12 protein-coding genes are annotated in these 18432 nt (G+C 43.3%); 10 read left to right on the forward strand and 2 right to left on the reverse strand.

Annotated features, from left to right (window positions below; all coding sequences use genetic code 11):
• Nucleotides 1-87: 87 nt before the first annotated feature.
• Both QFZ78_RS33305 and QFZ78_RS33310 read left to right on the forward strand, forming a co-directional pair.
• Nucleotides 88-1338 (forward strand): ATP-binding protein, encoded by a 1251-nt coding sequence (locus QFZ78_RS33305; RefSeq protein WP_307553653.1) that lies wholly within the window; start codon nt 88-90, stop codon nt 1336-1338.
• Between the two features lie 734 nt (nt 1339-2072).
• On the forward strand, nt 2073-2252 hold the full coding sequence (locus tag QFZ78_RS33310; RefSeq protein ID WP_307553655.1) for a hypothetical protein: 180 nt from the start codon (nt 2073-2075) through the stop codon (nt 2250-2252).
• Between the two features lie 1337 nt (nt 2253-3589).
• Here QFZ78_RS33310 and QFZ78_RS33315 read toward each other — a convergent pair.
• On the reverse strand, nt 3590-4138 hold the full coding sequence (locus tag QFZ78_RS33315) for a DUF3231 family protein (protein ID WP_307553657.1): 549 nt from the start codon (nt 4136-4138) through the stop codon (nt 3590-3592).
• A gap of 227 nt (nt 4139-4365) precedes the next feature.
• Entirely contained in the window at nt 4366-5244 is an 879-nt protein-coding gene (locus QFZ78_RS33320) for a hypothetical protein (protein WP_307553659.1), read from the reverse strand.
• Nucleotides 5245-5470: 226 nt separating this feature from the next.
• Here QFZ78_RS33320 and QFZ78_RS33325 point away from each other — a divergent pair, with 226 nt between their 5' ends.
• From QFZ78_RS33325 to QFZ78_RS33360, 8 genes are all read left to right on the forward strand, one after another.
• Nucleotides 5471-5989, forward strand: a complete 519-nt coding sequence (locus QFZ78_RS33325) for a ferritin-like domain-containing protein (RefSeq protein ID WP_307553661.1) — start codon at nt 5471-5473, stop codon at nt 5987-5989.
• A 244-nt stretch (nt 5990-6233) separates the two neighbouring features.
• The gene (locus QFZ78_RS33330) at nt 6234-7949 is read left to right on the forward strand and encodes a histidine kinase (RefSeq protein ID WP_307553664.1); all 1716 of its coding nucleotides are present in this window, start codon (nt 6234-6236) and stop codon (nt 7947-7949) included.
• A complete protein-coding gene (locus tag QFZ78_RS33335) occupies nt 7946-9541 on the forward strand; it encodes a response regulator (protein WP_307553665.1) in 1596 nt (531 codons plus the stop codon). The genes QFZ78_RS33330 and QFZ78_RS33335 overlap by 4 nt, the downstream gene beginning before the upstream one ends.
• 117 nt (nt 9542-9658) lie before the next feature.
• Nucleotides 9659-11008: an ABC transporter substrate-binding protein gene (locus QFZ78_RS33340; RefSeq protein WP_307553667.1), complete on the forward strand. Its 1350-nt coding sequence runs from the start codon at nt 9659-9661 to the stop codon at nt 11006-11008.
• Between the two features lie 190 nt (nt 11009-11198).
• Complete coding sequence (locus QFZ78_RS33345; RefSeq protein WP_373461085.1) at nt 11199-12089, forward strand: carbohydrate ABC transporter permease; 891 nt, start codon at nt 11199-11201, stop codon at nt 12087-12089.
• A gap of 18 nt (nt 12090-12107) precedes the next feature.
• On the forward strand, nt 12108-12929 hold the full coding sequence (locus tag QFZ78_RS33350) for a carbohydrate ABC transporter permease (protein WP_307553671.1): 822 nt from the start codon (nt 12108-12110) through the stop codon (nt 12927-12929).
• A gap of 51 nt (nt 12930-12980) precedes the next feature.
• Nucleotides 12981-14321: an FAD-dependent oxidoreductase gene (locus QFZ78_RS33355; RefSeq protein ID WP_307553673.1), complete on the forward strand. Its 1341-nt coding sequence runs from the start codon at nt 12981-12983 to the stop codon at nt 14319-14321.
• Nucleotides 14322-14503: 182 nt separating this feature from the next.
• Nucleotides 14504-18121, forward strand: coding sequence for a golvesin C-terminal-like domain-containing protein (locus QFZ78_RS33360; protein WP_307553675.1), 3618 nt, complete (start codon nt 14504-14506; stop codon nt 18119-18121).
• The last annotated feature ends 311 nt before the right edge of the window (nt 18122-18432 follow it).

Consider the following 18432-nt stretch of genomic DNA (forward strand, 5'->3'; position numbering starts at 1 on the left):
TAATATTTTACCAAAAAAACTGTTCGACAAAAACTTTCACAATTCTGTTATAATTCGGTAAGTTCAATTTCCCGAGGAGCAACGTTGATGATAAAAGAACTGATTGTGAACGTTTTTATAGTACTATTGCCGATTTTGGCTTATCAATTGGTTTTTATGGAAATTCGACCCTTGGAAAAAAGGAGCCATCAACAAATTGTGATCGGCCTTTTTGCGGGAATTACGGGCATTTTGTGCATGAACTTTCCTTTGCATCTTAGTGAAAGTCTTATTCAGGTAGATATGCGGTGGATTCCTTTCACAATCGGTTTTTTGTACGGAGGCATTTTGGGGGGCGGGATTTCAGCGTCGTTGATTACGATTTATCGGCTCTCCTTGTTGGCGGGATTTTATTCTAGTCTAGGATTTTTGATAGCCTCATTGCTCATCGCGGCGCTTTGTATTTTGTTGGAAAATAAATACACGCAATCTGGACGTTTTCAAAAAATTGAAATCGGTGTTGGACTGATTTCTTCCGCTAACTTTTTAAGTCTCTGCCTATGGTATTTTTTCTCAGAAAGAACCTTTTTCGGTTGGGGATTTTATGCGGTGTTATTTTCATTTTCCTGGTTGTCGATTGTGCTTACTATTAACGTCATTGAAATTATCAGAGAGAATTTTTCTTTAAAAATGCAAATGCAGCGTTCCGAAAGGTTTGCCCTCATAAGCGAGATGGCAGCTTCCATCGCGCATGAGGTTAGAAATCCGTTGACGGTCGTCCGTGGTTTTCTTCAGCTTGGAAAGAGTTCAGCTGACCAAAAGCTTCGCAGGTACATGGAAATAGCCATTGCGGAGTTGGATCGGGCCGCATCTGTACTGAGCGATTACTTGGACTTTGCGAAACCGCAGTTAAATAATGTCGTTAAAATTAGCGTTTCAGAAAAAATGACCAGCGTTTTGAAAATCGTTTCGTCGTACGCATCAATGAACCGGGTGGAGATAATCAGCGAGATTGGTGAAAACCTGTACGTAAGCGGTGACAAAAGCAAGCTCAAGCAAGCGCTGCTCAACATTTTGAAAAACGCTATCGAAGCTATGCCTGACGGAGGGACGCTTCATGTAGAGACATGTTCGTCGGGTGGAAAAGTGAGTGTGTTTGTTTCCGATTCAGGGGAAGGAATGACTTCAGAGCAACTCCAAAAACTCGGAAACCCATTCTATACGACGAAGTCACAAGGAACCGGTTTAGGGCTGATGGTGACATTTCGCTTGCTGGAGGCGATGAACGCCACGCTGAAGTACGAGAGCGAGCCCGGAAAAGGAACGAAAGTGTGTATCGTCTTTCCGGAGGCTGAATGAACTGAAGAGGAGACAGCCCGCATTCGCGGGCTTTTTTCGTTGCCAGAAAAAGAAACGGATCGGCTCCGCTTCAAGACCTCAATCAAGGTTCTTTGCGAGGCACATCAGCACTTCAGCAAACTATAACTTCTCCAAGGCCCTGCAAGGCCGAGCGGTCTGGACCGTCCATAGCAATGGCAAGCTGACTACGAAGTCTTGTTTTTCCCTCGACCCAACTCTGCGTTAAGCCTTTACTTCATCCCTCTCTCCAGCCCGAACTTCGCCCCCGAACTCCCTAATGAATACAAGGATATATTGGATTAGTAAGTCTAGTAGCAGACCTGTATAACCCTTTGGTCGTCAAATGTTAAGCTAACGAAGAACAACGCTTTTTGGAGCAGTTCCGTTAGCTTGATGCATTCGATCGTAAAAACCGAACCGAGTTGCTTTTTTGGAAAATCAGGACGCGACAGCTCGGCTGCCTGGTTTCGGCATACCGCCGGAAGGGGCTTTTTTGCGTTAGCAGTATTGCCTGGCCGGCGCGACTCCCGCTCAGCGGGTAGCGCAAGCGTGTCGGCGAGCGCAGAATTCAACATGGATTCTTGTCGGGTGACAAGAACCTATATAATTCAAATAGCAATTCCCAATTTGTGTATATATACAGGATGTGCGGACATAATATTTTTAGCAAACTGCGGTCAGGAATATGACCAGGCAAAATCATTCGAGAATAAAATGGGGAGGCGCTAAGTTTAATGTCGAATAAAAAAAGCTACTATGCATTTGAGGATCCGTTTGGCACCTCAATTGAATTTCAAGCCACTAGCTTACAACAGGCCATGGTCATTAAAAAGAAGAAGGCCCAAGAACTGGGGATTCCTAAAGAGGCTTTTGAACTCACAGGCGTACGCAAGAAACCAAGCCAGAGCGCATAGCCTGACTTTTTATGAAGGAAGCAAACATTGTCGATTGGCTTTAGATTTAGAATGCGTAAAGCTTATCTTCTAAATAATGAACTGCATGTTTGTGACACAGAATGTTTGCGACATATAGGACACGAAAACTATTCTTCTGGTGTCGGGGGACAAAAACATATAAACGTTTCATTGACAAATGTCAGATGACAAGAAAGCGTACCGATTCAAACCCGCATAATAGGCGGGTTTTTTAGTTTATCGGAATAGATTCTTGTCACAAACCAATGACAAGAAAGTGTACGGATTCCTGACAATTGGTTCAAGAACAATAGTATTAGACTAGGAAACAAATGTAGACTAGCATTGCGCCATTAAGCAAACGCAGCACGTGTTAGTTACATACACAACCTAATTGAGGCTGCCGGCATGATCAGCAGCAGCTGTGCGATCAAGCAGCAGCCATTCCTCTTCACAGATAGAGTCCCATGACTGCCGCAAGCAGTATAAGGGTGAAGTCCGACATGTTCTCCATGGAATCAAGCCAACCGATTCTTTTCATGCCGAACAGACTGATGTTAAAGAATTGAAGGGGGATCTCCCTCGCCAAACCTATCAGTTCTATGGGTAGGATGGAGATATTAAAGTTTTTTTCCAAGTTTGGAAAAATCGATGCCGATTCAGTGACGGCAATCAGTCTGCGGAGTTGGATTGAAGCTTTTTTTAATTTACCGTGATTGCTGCCGATTGGGCAAGTAACACTGGACGAAGCGAAGTATGCCGATATTGGATAAATAAACGATAATATAGACAAAGAATGAGTAGATTAGCTTCCAGCCTTTGTATTCATACACGTGAAACTGAAGCGAAATCCACTCCATTCCTGTAGTCAAGAGGGAAAAAAGCAGGATGTGTCCGGTGAGAAGCCACCCTTTAAGCTTCTATTTATCATAAAAATAAAGACAATAGTAGGCCGCTGGCGGATAGGTGAAAATATTCAGAATCAAATCAAAAATCTCGTATTTCGAGCTGTCATTATATTTGTATAATTCAAAGGGAATTCGGCCGATATCAAAATCGATCGCGTAAGCCTAACAAATTCTGCTTTGGTATAGCCCCAATCGGCAAAGGTCATCACAACTACAAATAAGCAGAAGTAAACTACTTTCATCAGTTAATAAAAACGGAATTAGTATGGCACAGTTTTAAGAAACTATGATTATTGAAGTAACGCAGAACTATTTGTTTTATTGAGTACTTAGTCTAACTTATTTTGTTACGATTTGAGGTAGAGTTTCGGAAAAGCAACGATTTTCTATGGATATTGAGGGAATGTCGATTTATTAAACAATTAGAAATTATTGTGTCGGCAACCCATTAGGTACATAATACGGAGGGATTTTAATCCACCCACGTTTACGCATTAAGGTTTTTAATGAAGCACCGAACTTCAATTTCTCTGCTTGAAATTTAACAAACATCATACCCACATCATTACGCACAGACTGCACAGCACCAGTTGCACACATCATATAATTGGCGACAACTTTAATAGAAAGTGCATTTGCAATTTCATCATCAGTCAGTTTTACACCCATTGGAATAGAATTTGGTTCTGATTTTGGTTTTATTTCAGATACTGGGGGTAGAGTCACACCCTCTTGTATCATAAGATCCCTTAGTTCTTTTGATTGTGCTCTTGCTAACTCCATTGATCCATGAAGTGCATCCAAAAGCTCGTTATCTGTTGTAGTATTAAGTCCAATTTGTACATTCGCGATTTCTTCTTCAAGCATGGTTAAGTATGTCCAACAAGTCATTGCTTCCCCTATATGTAAAGGTGGCTTTGGTTCATCATCAATGAATGTTTTCATTACATCAATTATTGCTTCAAATACACTCGTCATTTTTACACCGTCCTTCGTTTTTAATTAGTTTGCATTTAGTATCCTTCAATTATACAATGTTGGGAATTTATGTGTGAAATCAAAAACATCCAATATTGAACTCCCTCGCTATGTTTTGATTTTCTCACGAAAAGCTCGTGTATTTAAAGGATTTCATCCCCCATAGAATTAGTATACTCCAGGCGGTAAGATGCAGATTAGCGACCCGTGGTATGGCCATCCATAATTCACCGAAGCAACTGGTTAGGACCATTCCATAAGCGTTTACTACTTACATCAACTATTATGATTATTATTAAATTCACCCCACTGCAATACCAGAAATCCCACCATACAAGACTATGAAGCACTCCGATTATTTGAAGAATAATGTTAACGCCAAATATGACAGCTGCAGAAAATATGTACTTCAGCCAACTATATTTCCACTTTAGTTTCAACACCCACACAGAGAAGATGCTGGTAAACATCCCAAATAGTGATGAAAAAGCAGTTGTATCATGAGAACGGTTTTCGAACCAACCGAGATTATAATATCTACTGTTGAATAACGAGATGGGGACAAATTGCATAGTACAAAGCGCCCAAGTGATAAAATATAGTGTCAAAGAGTGAGAGATCCCTTTTAACGGACGCATAAGCCGTGTAAACCAGGCTTTGGCAAAACCATAATATACCAACAATCCAAAGGCCGTGTATTCAAACCGCCACCAATAATGACGATAAATGCCCAATTTTAAGAATAGCCATTCGATCCCCACTATTAGCCCTGTAATAATAGCGATCACAATCCAGTTCAATCGAAATACTGCTATTAATGTGGCTGTTGCAGGCAAAGTTAGTAGATTCGAAGCAAGTGCCCCCATATTGTTATCATAATAAGCATCGCGGGAGATGATATTGGGATCATACTCATAGCTCCCCAGCAATACATAAATGATGTACTCGATCGAATAACCTATTCCGACCATCCCCAAAAACAGGAGCAGACTCCTGTAATTTTTAGTTTTGAAATAAACATAGAAGAGAAGGATGAGACTTAACGTGCTCAGTCCTAAATACCAGAGAGAATTAAAATTAAGCGGCAAAAAAATTCCTTGGGTCATAAGGAGTACCTCACTGTTAATATACGCTGTTGTTATTATATCCATTAAAATTGTAAAGTTATCCCACGAGGCCCTCGTCGCTTGGATGAACGAGCTATGTCATAATGATGATAAATTTGAGGTGTTAATGATGACGAAATGAAAAAAAGATCGAACCAATGACAATCACAATTAGGCGTGACATCGACATATAATGCAGGGATTCTATAGGAAAGGGGAAGTCCATTTGTATTATAGAACATATGACGAAACTAGTGCCGCAGAATCTGCGCTTCACCTTTTGAACGGGTTGAGTTTTCGCCCAAATGTAATGCAATCGCCTTATCACGGATTGCAGGAATCGCTTCAAATTATTCGTGAATTCGTGGCTGGGGAGCGCAATGCTGAATCATTCTACCAGAGGCTTCTTGAACTGGCGCCATCCGAGGAAGACCGCATCTTGATTTCTTCCATCCGCGAAGCTGAACGAGAACATATACAAATATTTCGCGAAATTTATTTGGCCTTTACAGGACGGGAAGTCACGGCGACTGTTCCTATTACCGTGTACAAGGAACCGAAATCGTATGAGGATGGATTGAAGCAAGCCATTTTCAGTAAGTGGAAAACGGGCCAGAGAGGAGGAAACATTCTGGCTGCCATGCCTACAGGATATTATCAGAATTTACTTGCCAAAATCGCTATTGATAACGTTACTCTTGTTTCGAAATTGAATTATTTAATCACAAATCTTCGTCATTATTGAACCAACAAACCAAAACTGAACCTTTGAACTGTATGAGGACAAGAAGTTTGAATGCTCTTCAGCCAACTTCTCTTTAAGTTATAGAGCAAATATCAAATTAAATATAACCGTGCTTAAACATAAAATAGAACCTATTTATATAAGTAATGTAGGAGTTATAATACTAAATATATAAGTAATCATGGCAACCGTTCAGTGGACGGTTGCTATTGTACATTTGTTCCGAAGGGGAGAGAAAATGACAATGAACAAGAGGCAAATATTTTTCTCTTTGCGCCTGAAGTTTTTACTTGCATTTACGTTGTTTATTGTGGCTCCCATTTTATTTATGATGTATCTTTACTTCGTTCAATCTGACAAAATATTTATGAGACAAATGACCGACACACAAACCCAGGTTCTAAAGAGGGTTACGGATCGAGCCGACGATATGCTGAACCGGACTTTAAATGTTTCGAATTTGCTCACGAACGACTATGATGTCTTGCAATTGCTAAGAAGTTCGGGGCAGTCGGATTTAGATGATTATCCTACCTACCAGAGGGTAATTGGTCTACAGAGCAAGATGGACAACCTGATCTCATATATTTTGGACAACCATGCCATTGTTGCGGTTTATGGATTTAATGGCAGCATCTATGCGACCAATCAAGACGAAGTGATTCTTAAAGTGATACCGGATTATGTGAAACAAGCCAGAGAAAAAAACGGTGCTCCAGCTTGGGACGTGAACCCTTCTCTGAGAGTAAAAGGACTTGAGGGTAACCAAGAAGGGGGCTTTATTACCATGGCCCGGTTAATTAAAGGGGAGACGACAAAGGGGTATGGCTTAGTTTTTATTGCATTTCCAATCAAGGAAATGTTTCTCGTTTCCAATGGGTTAGAGAAGGATTCCCCTGCCCAATTCCTGATATCCGATAAAAACCGTTTGCTGTGGGGACAAAATGATTTGTGGAACAGGACTGAATCGGGAGAGGAACGATCCACATTCATACAAACCTTAAAAGCAACCGGCTGGCAATTGCAATGGATCCCCATGCAGGAACAATGGATGCAGCAGTTGAAAAACGTACGTTCCACAACGACGTGGAGTGTCATCGTTTTATTCGCATGTTTTCTTTTCATCTATGTCATCTTTACCCTTCGTTTGATGAAGCCTATTCGCTCGCTCGTGCAGGCAATGGGGAAAGCAGCATTCGGCAATTTCGAAAATCCCGCATTGGCAGGAGGAAACGATGAAATCGGGCTTCTGAGCCATCACTTCAACCGTATGCTGTCGAGCTTGAAAGAGATGGTTACGACTCTTCGAGAAGAGCAGCAGCTTAAAGAGGAAGCAAGGTTTCATGCGCTGCAAGCTCAGATTTCTCCCCATTTCCTGTTTAACGCACTCAATTCCATTAAGTGGCTGGCTGTATTTTCGGGTGCTAAAAACGTTGGGGATATGATTACATCCCTTGGTATTATGTTGAGCTACAGTATGAAGCAGGAGAGCGAAGTTGTCACACTGAGAGATGAGCTTGATTTTATACAACATTATTTTTCGCTGCAAAAAATTCGGTTTAACGATAATATAGAGTTGTCGATTCGTGTTGATGAAAGTCTATTGTCTGCTCGCATTCTTAAATTCACCCTTCAACCTATTGTGGAAAACAGCATCATCCATGGGAACCGTATGCCTCTAATCATCCGTATTACGGCTTATCATGAAGATGATTTGTTGTTTGTTACCGTTACAGATAATGGACAAGGGCTGTCTGAGAGAAAGCTTGCCGATGAAGCTCTTGAGAAATCCGATCCTATAAGGCAAGGGAAATATAGTGGAATCGGACTTGAGAATGTTCAAAGTCGGATTCGCATGCATTTCGGGGAACCCTATGGGCTATTTATGCACAATGGCATGGATACTGGAGCGGAGACGGTTATTAAGCTGCCTTGGAAGCGGATGGAGGATCCAGCATGACGAAGCTTTTATTAGTGGAAGATGAATTTTTGGTGAGGCTCGGACTCAAGACGTTTATTCCTTGGGAGGAATTTGGCTTTGAATTGATCGGCGAGGCAGTGGATGGATTGGATGCGCTTACCATTCTTGCTGAAAAGCCATGTGATCTCTTGATTACCGACATTTCCATGCCGAATATGGATGGTATCTCGCTGATGGAACGGGTGAAGGAATTATATCCGCACATCAAGATTTTAATTTTATCCAACTATAATGATTTTGGGTATGTAAGGCGGGCCTTGCAGCTTGGAGCTTCCGACTACATATTGAAGCTAACTATGCAGCCGGATGATCTTCAAACCAAGCTGCAGCAAATGCAAAAGGAAATAGAGAACGAACGTAAAAAGCAGGAGGAAATGTTACTGCTTAATCGGACTACGGTTCAATTTCGTCAAGAAATCACCATTGACAAGCATTTGCGTGATCTCCTGACCATGCAATACTCAAAGAAGGAAGCGGATGATCTCTCAGAGGAATATGCGAATCTACTTCCCCCATTTCCATGGACGGTTTCGATGATGAAAATTGACCGATACGAGTCTGTTGTCGATGAGAATCGCTTTAAGAGTGAAAAGCTGCTGCGTTTTTCCGTGATGAATATCCTTCGGGAAATTATGCGCAAATATAAGGCAGGACACATTGTGGAAATGGATGGAGGGCGTTTCGGTATGATCTCCGGTATGGGGGCGGAGCCGATGCTTCAAGAGATGACGGAATGTATACACCGCTATCTCAAATTGGCTGTCTATTTCGGTACTTATGCCCCTGTTGAACGAGCATACGACCTGCATGAAGCATGCAAGTTTGCCGATGAAGCGCTTTTGGTGAGATTTTACAATGACTCGAGCCGTGTCATTCACTATAGGGAGCAAATGTTTGCAAACCAAGCTTTGCCTATTTCATCACAGGATGAATGGCTTGATATGATGGCTCGGCAAGACAAAGAAGCGCTTCAGAATGCTATAAGAAATATGGCGGAGGCTTATTTAGAAGACGGAGTACCTAGACCTTATCCAGATTTGGCCAGAGAACGTTGGCTGCATATTGTCCATCTATTCGAGGTGTTCCTTCAACATAAAGGAGGAGACTTATATTCAATCATGCCTTACGAAGGGAAGTATCCTCATCATGTCGTGAGGCTATCTGAGTCCATACAAGAAATAAGCGAGTGGTTGATTGGATGGATTTCAGTCTTCTTCGAGCATTTGCGCGCAAGCGCGGTTCATCAGCCTCGCCCGGAAATTAGGGCCGTTCAAAGAATGATCGAAGAAAAGTACAGTACTTCCTTTAAAATGTCCGACTTGGCAAAAGAAGTTAATTTTACGGAACCGTATTTAAGCTCCTTATTCAAGAAAGAAACCGGCGAAACAATGATCGATTACATGATTCGTATACGAATGAAGAAAGCCAGGGAACTGCTCAAGGATGCCAATGTTAAAATTTATGAAGTTGCGGACGCGATAGGCTATTCGGACCCTAATTATTTCGCCAAGTTGTTCAAAAAAATTGAAGGCATATACCCGCAAGAATATCGGAAGCGCTATATTCATTAAAAGTAGATAAAACAAGACAGGTAAGATCTTAAATGAATTCATTACGCAGGAATGATCACTTTGCTATGCTAATGATGTTCCAAACGGATGAAAACAAGTGAGAGGGGTTTTACCAGTATGAAGAAATCGATCTATTCCGCACTATCACTCACAATGGCATTTAGTTTGATGCTTTCCGGCTGTGCAAAAGGCGACAACCCATCAAGCTCATCTCCCGCTGCAGCAACGACTGCAAGCTCCGCAGTTCCCAAGAAAGCCGTCAAACTTAAGATGTGGGGCGGCATTCCTGAAGAGAGCGGACCCAAGGACGTGGTCACGAAATGGAACAGTGCACATCCTGATATCCAAGTGGAGTATACACGTTACGTGAACGACGATAGCGGTAACACGAAGCTCGATACGGCTCTTATCAGCAACTCCGATGCTCCGGACATCTTCTTCAGCTATGGAGAAACGAATTACAATCGCCGAGCGAATGCTGGCGTCACCTATCCGTTGGATGATTTGATTAGCAAATATAAGCTTAATGTGGATGATCTTATTGGCAAAGATAATGTCGTCCCGTTCAAAGGGAAAACGCATTACTTACCGGCCATGAAGCTGTTATCTTCCGTTATGATTAATCAAACGGCTTTGGAAAAAGCGGGAGAGAAGATTCCGGCTCAAGGATGGACCTGGGACGACTACATGGCCCTTGCTGAGAAGCTGCATACACCGGACCAGAAGGGCAGTTTTATCAAGGTTCCAGACGATAATATGGTGCGTTTTGCTATTCTTGAGAATAAGCCGGTGGATTCCTACTATACAGCGGATGGATTGTCCACCTTCGACAGTCCTGCCGTCAAGAAGGGCATGGAGTATCAAAAAGCGCTGCAGGACAAAGGATTATCAGTCAAGTGGCCAGAAATTATCGCCAACAAATTACTCCCTCCAAACGAGCTTCTAACCGGTAAATCGGCCATGATTTTCGGAGGTACACATCTGCTAAGGAATGTGAAGGATACGAAAAGCTTCCCGCATGACTTCAAAACCATTTTTGCGCCAGTACCCCAGTTAGAGAAGGGCGGCAAAGTGAATACAGCAGGCTTCAACGACTTCATGTCGATTAACAATACGTCTTCGAACAAAGACGAAGCCTTTCAATTTATCTCCTGGTACTTAACCGAAGGTAATCTTCTCATGATTCCGGGTGGACGTTTGCCATCTTCCAAGAAAATCGATGTGGACAAAGTCGCTGAGCTTATGGTCGGAGATGCAGCAAACTTGATTAACGTGGATTCTCTGAAATCACTAATCAAAGGCGATTATACGTTCCCAGTTCAAACGATTTCTACCGCTTTACCGGAAATGACCAAAATTATTAACGAAGAAACAGAGAAATACGTCATGGGTGTGCAGCCCTTAGACAAAGCCATTCAGAATATGAAGACAAGAGCGGATCAAGCGATTAAGGCTGAAAAAAAATAACGGTTGTGTTAGAAAAGGGACCTGGCGGACTTCAATTTGAAGTCTGCCAGGTCCCTTTTCTAATTTGTTTTCCTACATCTTAAAATTAACGCTGTAACAACCTAAATCACGCCATTCCACTCTGATTCGCTACTGTTTATGATACGGGTATGGGTTGAATATAGCTAAATGAGGTGGCATCATGCGACGAGTGTCCAAACATAACATGAAGGAACAATTGGCGGGTTATTTGTTTATTTTGCCGAACTTTCTCGGCGTTTTTTTCTTCGTCATTCTACCTCTGCTTTTCAGTTTTATGCTGATTTTTGCAGATTGGGATTACTTAAAGGGCTTTGCTGGGCTGAGTTTCGCTGGACTAGGAAATCTTAAAAAATTAATGAATGACGTTTACTTATGGCACGCACTCAAGAACAATTTTATTTTGACAGGTGTAACGGTGCCCAGTGCAATAGCAATAGGTTTGGTTGTAGCCGTATTGCTTAATCGACATGTCTATGCCAAGGGTTTATTACGAACTTTGTTTTTCCTTCCTTATGTCAGCAGTTTGGTTGCCGTTTCTGTGGTGTGGAGCGTGCTTTACAATGCCCAGGATGGTCCCATCAATGCATTCCTAAGATCACTAGGGGTTACCAATCCTCCCGGGTGGTTGGGGAGTACGGCGTGGGCATTGCCGGCTATCATCGTTATGGTCGTTTGGACTTACATCGGATACACGATGGTGCTGTATATGGCGGGATTACAAGGGATTCCTAAGGATTTATATGAAGCGGCTTCGATTGACGGGGCCACAGGGATGAGGCAGTTTTTCAGTATCACTGTCCCCATGCTGAAGCCAACTACCTTTTTGATTGCCGTCACACTTATTATTTCCACCTTTCAGGTCTTTGCTGTTGTGAATGTGATGACACAAGGCGGACCGGTCAATTCGACCATGGTTCTTGCTTATCATATTTATCTCACTGCCTTCCAGAATTATAAAATGGGTTATGCGGCAGCGATGTCCTGGGTTTTGTTCGTCATCATATTTTCGATTACATTGATCCAATGGCGCAGCCAGAAGAAGTGGCAGCAGCATTTTTAATGGAGGAGTGGGTTTGTAGTGGTATCTTTGCGAAAATTAAGCGTCACGCTTGTCATGTTGGTTTTGGGTGTAATGGTCTTGATCCCGTTTATCTGGATGATTTCTTCGTCCTTCAAAATCCAAGCTGATTTATTCAAATACCCTATCAATTGGATTCCTAAAAATCCGATTCTCTCGAATTACGAAGAGGTTTGGGGTGGCAAATATAAATTTGCTTTATTTTATTGGAACTCGGCCAAAATCACCTTCTTTACGGTTGTTGGCTCCATCATCACCAGTTCTTTGGCTGGGTTCGCGTTCGCTAAATTGAACTTTAAGGGAAGAGACTTTATCTTCCTCTTGTACTTGGCTACGATGATCATCCCCGCGCAGGTGCTGCTTGTCCCTAGGTTTATCCTGTTCGATCGTATTGGCTTGGTGAACACCCATTGGGCCGTCATATTACCGGGAATTTTTACCGTATTCGGAACGTTCCTGATGCGGCAATTTTTCAGCACAATCCCGAACGAGCTTCTTGAAGCGGCAAAAGCGGATGGAGCGGGATTCTTCCGGATCTATTGGCAAATTTGTTTGCCTTTAACGAAGCCTGCCATCGTGACACTCCTCATCCTTTCCTTTACATGGCACTGGAATGAGTATGAGAATCCGTTGATCTTCCTGCGTTCGAGTGAATTGTTCACACTACCGATAGGTCTTTCCAGCTTTGTAGATGAATATGGCGCAAATTATTCATTGATTATGGCCGCTTCTGTTTCGGCGCTGCTTCCTCTCATCATCGTCGTAACCATTTTCCAAAGATTCTTTGTTGAAGGAATTGCCAGCAGCGGCCTGAAGGGGTAACCGTATCAGCCCCCATAAATGAGGGTTAGATTTAATAAAGGAGTGATACACATGAATGATTATACAAATGATTTTGATATTGTAATTGTTGGGGCAGGAGTAGGCGGTATTTGTGCAGCTTTAGCTGCTTCTAGATTAAATAGTAAGGTGCTGCTTATTGAAAAAATGAGTGAAATTGGCGGGACTGGGGTACATGCAGCTATTGCCTTAGTGTGTAAATTTCGTGATCATCATGGACGGTGTGTGAACACAGGTATCCATAAGGAATTATTCCCACTGGCCTACCAGAACACAGGCTTGACCTTCGACGAGGAAACAGTGCCAAGTTATGATGAACAGGAATTGAAAGAAACCTATCATCGATTAATTCGAAAAGAGAAAAATCTGACCGTGTGGACGGACTGCGAAGTGGATGCCGTGCAGGTGGAAGACGGGAATATCCGTTCGTTGACTATCGCAGGATCAAAGCAAACACGTGTATATGGCCGCGTGTTCCTTGACGGGACGGCAGACGGAAATTTATCAGCATTGGCAGGAGCGGGGTTTCAAAAGGGGCGAGAAAAAGATGGAAAGATGCAGATGGCGACGGTTACTTTCAAACTCACTGGATTCGATCCCGCTCTATTTAAAGTGAAAGATGTCACAAGCTGGGGCTGCTTTTTTTGGCTGGAAGAGACGCTCAAGCCCTATTATGTTGCGATGAAACAGAGAAAGAACAGCACGAATATGCGTCAGGGCGTATTAGCATTCCCCTATCCAGATGGGAAAGCATTCCTATTTAATTCGACTGCGGTAAGCAATGTTGATCCCACCATTCCAGGGTCAGTTGAACGTGCGTTTGAAATCGGCAAAGTTCAAGTGTATGAATTAGTTGAAGCGATCAGGGAGCACCCTGCATTTCGGGATGCGAAGATTGAGACTATTTTTACGAAGTTAGGGGTTCGTGAAGGGCGCAGAGTTATTGGCGACTATATGTTAACCGGAGAAGACTGTCTGCAAGTACGCAAGTTTGATGATATGGTAGCTGCTTGTGCTTATGATGTGGATGTTCATGACCCAGATGGAAATAAAAATCACCAAGAGTATACGACAATTTTGCCGAGTCCGGGGTATTATCATATTCCTTATCGCAGTCTCATCGCCAAAGGGCTGGGCAACCTGCTGTTAAGCTCGCGCTGTATTAGCGGTACATTTGAGGCCCACGCTTCTTACCGTGTAATGTCAGGAATTAGTGCCATCGGCGAAGCAGCAGGAACCGCCGCCGCATTAACTGTCAAATCTGGATTCAGCGATGTTCGTATGGTTTCTGCCGAAGAGATACGTTATATTCTGCAAACCCGAGGCCAATTCATAGAGGGTCCTGTTAAGGAGACACATGTGTTGTGTAGGTAAATGAAGAAAAAGGCATATACAGGGCGCTAAATGATGAACGGTATATGCCTTTTAAATTTACAAACGAGAGTTTTATTGATAAATTGTAAGCGCTTTTATAAATGATGAGGGAGGTGACAGGATAGAACAGGTGTCGAATGATTTTAAATAAATGATTTACATTTGAAGGGAGACGTAAGGCTATGAAAAAAATAGTAAGTCGCTTATGTTCTGCATTTTTGGTATTTTCTCTACTTGCCACGTATGGGCTCACTCTGATTTCAGGAAACCAAGTGGCTTATGCAGCAGCACTAACCATCGAACAAAGCACGATTGGGAACATTTTCTATGAAAATGACATCAAGAGCTTCAAAATCAATACGGATGGAGACTCGATTGACTGGGTTTATTCGGATTATTGGAATAACACCGTACAGTCCGGGAGCCAAGCCGTAAGCGATGGAACGACCATATTAACCGTTAATCCCGGGAAAAAGGGATGGTTCAGTTTGGTTGTTACAGCCAAGCAGAATGGAAACGTTATTGCCTCCAAAGATACCTCGTTCGCAGTTGTTTCCAATTTCGATCTGAGCCAAGTGGCGGATTCGCATTTTTCCGTGCAAACGCATGCCGCTCGAACCGATCTAATTGCTCAAGACTCGGCGGCGTTGATCCCAATTGCCAAAAAAATGGGTGTTAAGTATGTCAGGGATGCCTTGCGCTGGGGGGACATCGAAGATGCGACGAAGGGGATTTATAGCTTTAAATCCTTCCATGACGATTTCATGTCGCGTGTGGCATCGAATGACCTCAAGCCTTATATCACTCTGGCGTTATATAATAATTTATACGATGGGGGAAATGCACCGACGAGTCCAGAGGCAAGGGCGGCATTTGCCGAATACGGCAAGCAATTATTGAGCAGATACCCCCAGGTCGGTCAGGTGGAGATCTGGAACGAACCGGACATTCCTTCGTTTGGAAAGGGACTTACCACGGAGGAAGAGAAAGCTGATTTTTATTTCAATTTGTTAAAAACATCCTACGAACAAATTCATCCCCATTTTCCCAATGTGAAAATAACAGGGTTTGTATTTGGCGAATTGGGTTCAGACGCATTTTTGGAATCGCTTTATCAAAAGGGCGCGCTGAATTATATGGATGAGTATTCGTTTCATTCGTATACGAGGAACCCAGAAGATTTCGTTAAAGATATCAATAGGCACAAAAATATAATGAAAACCTATAACAATAATCAAACAATCCCTATCAATCTCTCGGAAACAGGATTTAGTAATTTTAATTTCGACGAGCATGTCCAAGCCAACTATGTAGCTCGAAGAATTGTCACTGCTTTAGCGAATGGTATCCAAAAAATCAACATCTATAATTTGCAAAATAAATCTACAGTTCCGAATGAATTTGAGGGAACGTTCGGTTTGATTCGGAATCCTGACGATGCCAAAGGGGCATATGTTCCGAAGCCGGCCTATTCCGCTTATGCCACTATGACCCGGGAATTAACGGGTGCGGATTTCCTAAACACCGAGGATATTGCCCCCGGAGTTTATAGTCATAAGTTTCATACAGCAGCGGAAGATATTCGGGTCATGTACGCTCCTGCGGGAGCCGACCTTAAGCTATATACTCGCAACAGCCTTGATGTCACGGACATCATGGGGAATACGTTAACGTATACGCCAACGAATGGTTACGTACGACTACGACTGGATGAGAACCCGATTTATGTAAAGGGTGGGTTGGAGGCCCCTTATATCGAAGAGATTCCACCGACCATTACCAATCCTATCACCTTATACAATGGTTACAGCATGGGAGGCTATGCGGAAGTCAATGGGCCGCTTGGAACGGCTACCAATAAATGGGTCACGTCTTCCGTACTCAAAGGCTATAACGGTGGTATTTCGCGAGCGATTACGAATCCAACGGGCGCTTCGGCCAAATGGACGCCGAACGTGTCCGCGTCCGGACGGTACCGAGTTTCAGCGTATCTTCCCGGAACACCCGCCACTCCAGTGAATACCACAAAAATGGCTGCGTACTCGATCTATATCAACGGAGTAAAACAGGAAACGAAAGTTGTTGATCAATTCTCTCTGCAGGGATCTTGGCACGTATTGGGTTCCTATGAGTTTCCAAGGGGAACAAACAGTTATATCCTGCTCGAAGACACAAACCCCGCTCACGATCGACCGCTTCGGGCGGATGTCATCAAGTTAGAGTCCATCCCTCCGACCGGGATTGCTCTGGATACCGATTCACTAGATCTGCGGGTAGGAGATACGCATTCCTTCACGGCTGTGTTTACGCCTGCCGAGTCCACTGACCAGAAGCTGGTTTGGAGCAGTTCGAACAGTCAAGTCGTGACTGTCGATGCCGAGGGGCAGGTGAATGCAACGGGGGTTGGAGAGGCGGTGATTCGTGCTGCGAATCCGTTAACTTCCCTCTATGCGGAGGCGAGGATCCAGGTAACGATGCCTGCCATTCAGCAGGTTACGATCTATCATAGTTATGGCACAAACGGGGGATACACGGAAGTCAACGGGCCTCTAGGAACCGCTACGAATAAGTGGGTGACTTCTACGGTTCTCAAAGGTTATAACGGCGGCATCTCAAGAGCGATTACGAATCCAACGGGCGCATCGGCCAAATGGACGCCGACAATCACCCAGCCCGGACGATATAGGGTATCGGTTTATTTGCCAGGAACGCCCGCGACACCGGTGTATACGACCAAAGCTGCCGAATACTCGATTTATATGGATGGCGTAAAGAGCGATTCTAAGATCGTCGATCAATCTACACTACAAGGTTCATGGCAGGTACTGGGCATCTATGATTTGCCGCGAGGAAGTGCCAGCTACATCACGGTCGAGGATGCGAATCCAGCTCATGATAGACCGCTTCGTGCGGATGTGCTCAAGTTCGAGTTCATCCCCCCTACGGGCATCAGCTTGGATAGCCAGGCGCTTGATTTGCAAGTAGGAGATACGCATCAATTCACGGCGGGGATAACTCCGAACGATGCAACGGATCAATATCTGCTTTGGAGCAGCACGAATAGCGATGTGGCAGCCATTGATGCCCAAGGACAGCTACATGCTCTGGCTGTTGGCAGTGCAGTGATCCGTGTCACGAATCCATTGACGTCCCTTCATGCCGAGACTGAGGTGAAAGTGACGCCTAATGATAAGACACCACCCGTAAGTGTTGCAACTGTAAGCCCGACAGCACATAACGGTAGCTCTGGATGGTATACGTCGGATGTTACGGTAAGCATGTCTGTATATGACCATTTATCCGGCGTGGCGAAAACAGAATACCAAGTGAATAATGGGGGCTGGATCACCTACACGGGCTCCATTCCTGCCTTCGGTGAAGGGATATACAAGGTCGATTATCACAGTACGGATCAAGCAGGCAATGTAGAGAAAATCCAAACTATCGAGTTTAAAATTGATAAGACGGCACCGTTACTAACTGTTCAATTAGATAAAACGTCCATATGGCCTGCGAATCATAAAATGGGCGTTATAAATGCTGCACTTCATTCAAGTGATGCTACATCAGGCGTTGAATCGGTGGTGTTAACCTCTATTACGAGCAGTGAACCAGATAGTGGTCAAGGTTACATTGAGGCAAATATCGGTACAGCGGCCACTTCATTTCATTTGCGTGCAGAAAGATTAGGGAATGGATCGGGACGTATCTATACCATTACCTATACGGTTACCGATAAAGCGGGCAACAAAACGGATACTTCGGTAACTGTCACAGTGCCTCATGATCAATCGACTTAGTAAGCCATAAAAAACTCATCTAACTTTGTAAACGTTCAATTTGCTTTTCGATTTCTTGGTAATTATCAGGAGGTTTGTGGGCTTCACTTTCTTTCTTAGATTTGATGTGAAGGCAATCATTATTTCAGTTAGTAATAACTCGTAACAATAGGATTAGAACCCGCAACTAGCCAATACAATGTCTTGATGCACGATACCACTCTTGCCGTTATTTTTAGGAATTGATGGCGTGCTTTATAAAACAGCATTTTAAAAATATGTTGTTCTTCTGTTTTTGATTTTCACCGTCACTATTCAAAGAAACGAAAGCG

The organism is Paenibacillus sp. V4I5 (assembly GCF_030817255.1).
Taxonomy (GTDB): domain Bacteria; phylum Bacillota; class Bacilli; order Paenibacillales; family NBRC-103111; genus Paenibacillus_E.

Bases quoted from the DNA above. Each gene is read 5' to 3' on its own strand.
- QFZ78_RS33305 (WP_307553653.1), top strand. From the start codon at position 88: ATGATAAAAGAACTGATTGTGAACGTTTTTATAGTACTATTGCCGATT.
- QFZ78_RS33310 (WP_307553655.1), top strand. From the start codon at position 2,073: ATGTCGAATAAAAAAAGCTACTATGCATTTGAGGATCCGTTTGGCACC.
- QFZ78_RS33315 (WP_307553657.1), bottom strand. From the start codon at position 4,138: ATGACGAGTGTATTTGAAGCAATAATTGATGTAATGAAAACATTCATT.
- QFZ78_RS33320 (WP_307553659.1), bottom strand. From the start codon at position 5,244: ATGACCCAAGGAATTTTTTTGCCGCTTAATTTTAATTCTCTCTGGTAT.
- QFZ78_RS33330 (WP_307553664.1), top strand. From the start codon at position 6,234: ATGAACAAGAGGCAAATATTTTTCTCTTTGCGCCTGAAGTTTTTACTT.
- QFZ78_RS33335 (WP_307553665.1), top strand. From the start codon at position 7,946: ATGACGAAGCTTTTATTAGTGGAAGATGAATTTTTGGTGAGGCTCGGA.
- QFZ78_RS33340 (WP_307553667.1), top strand. From the start codon at position 9,659: ATGAAGAAATCGATCTATTCCGCACTATCACTCACAATGGCATTTAGT.
- QFZ78_RS33355 (WP_307553673.1), top strand. From the start codon at position 12,981: ATGAATGATTATACAAATGATTTTGATATTGTAATTGTTGGGGCAGGA.
- QFZ78_RS33360 (WP_307553675.1), top strand. From the start codon at position 14,504: ATGAAAAAAATAGTAAGTCGCTTATGTTCTGCATTTTTGGTATTTTCT.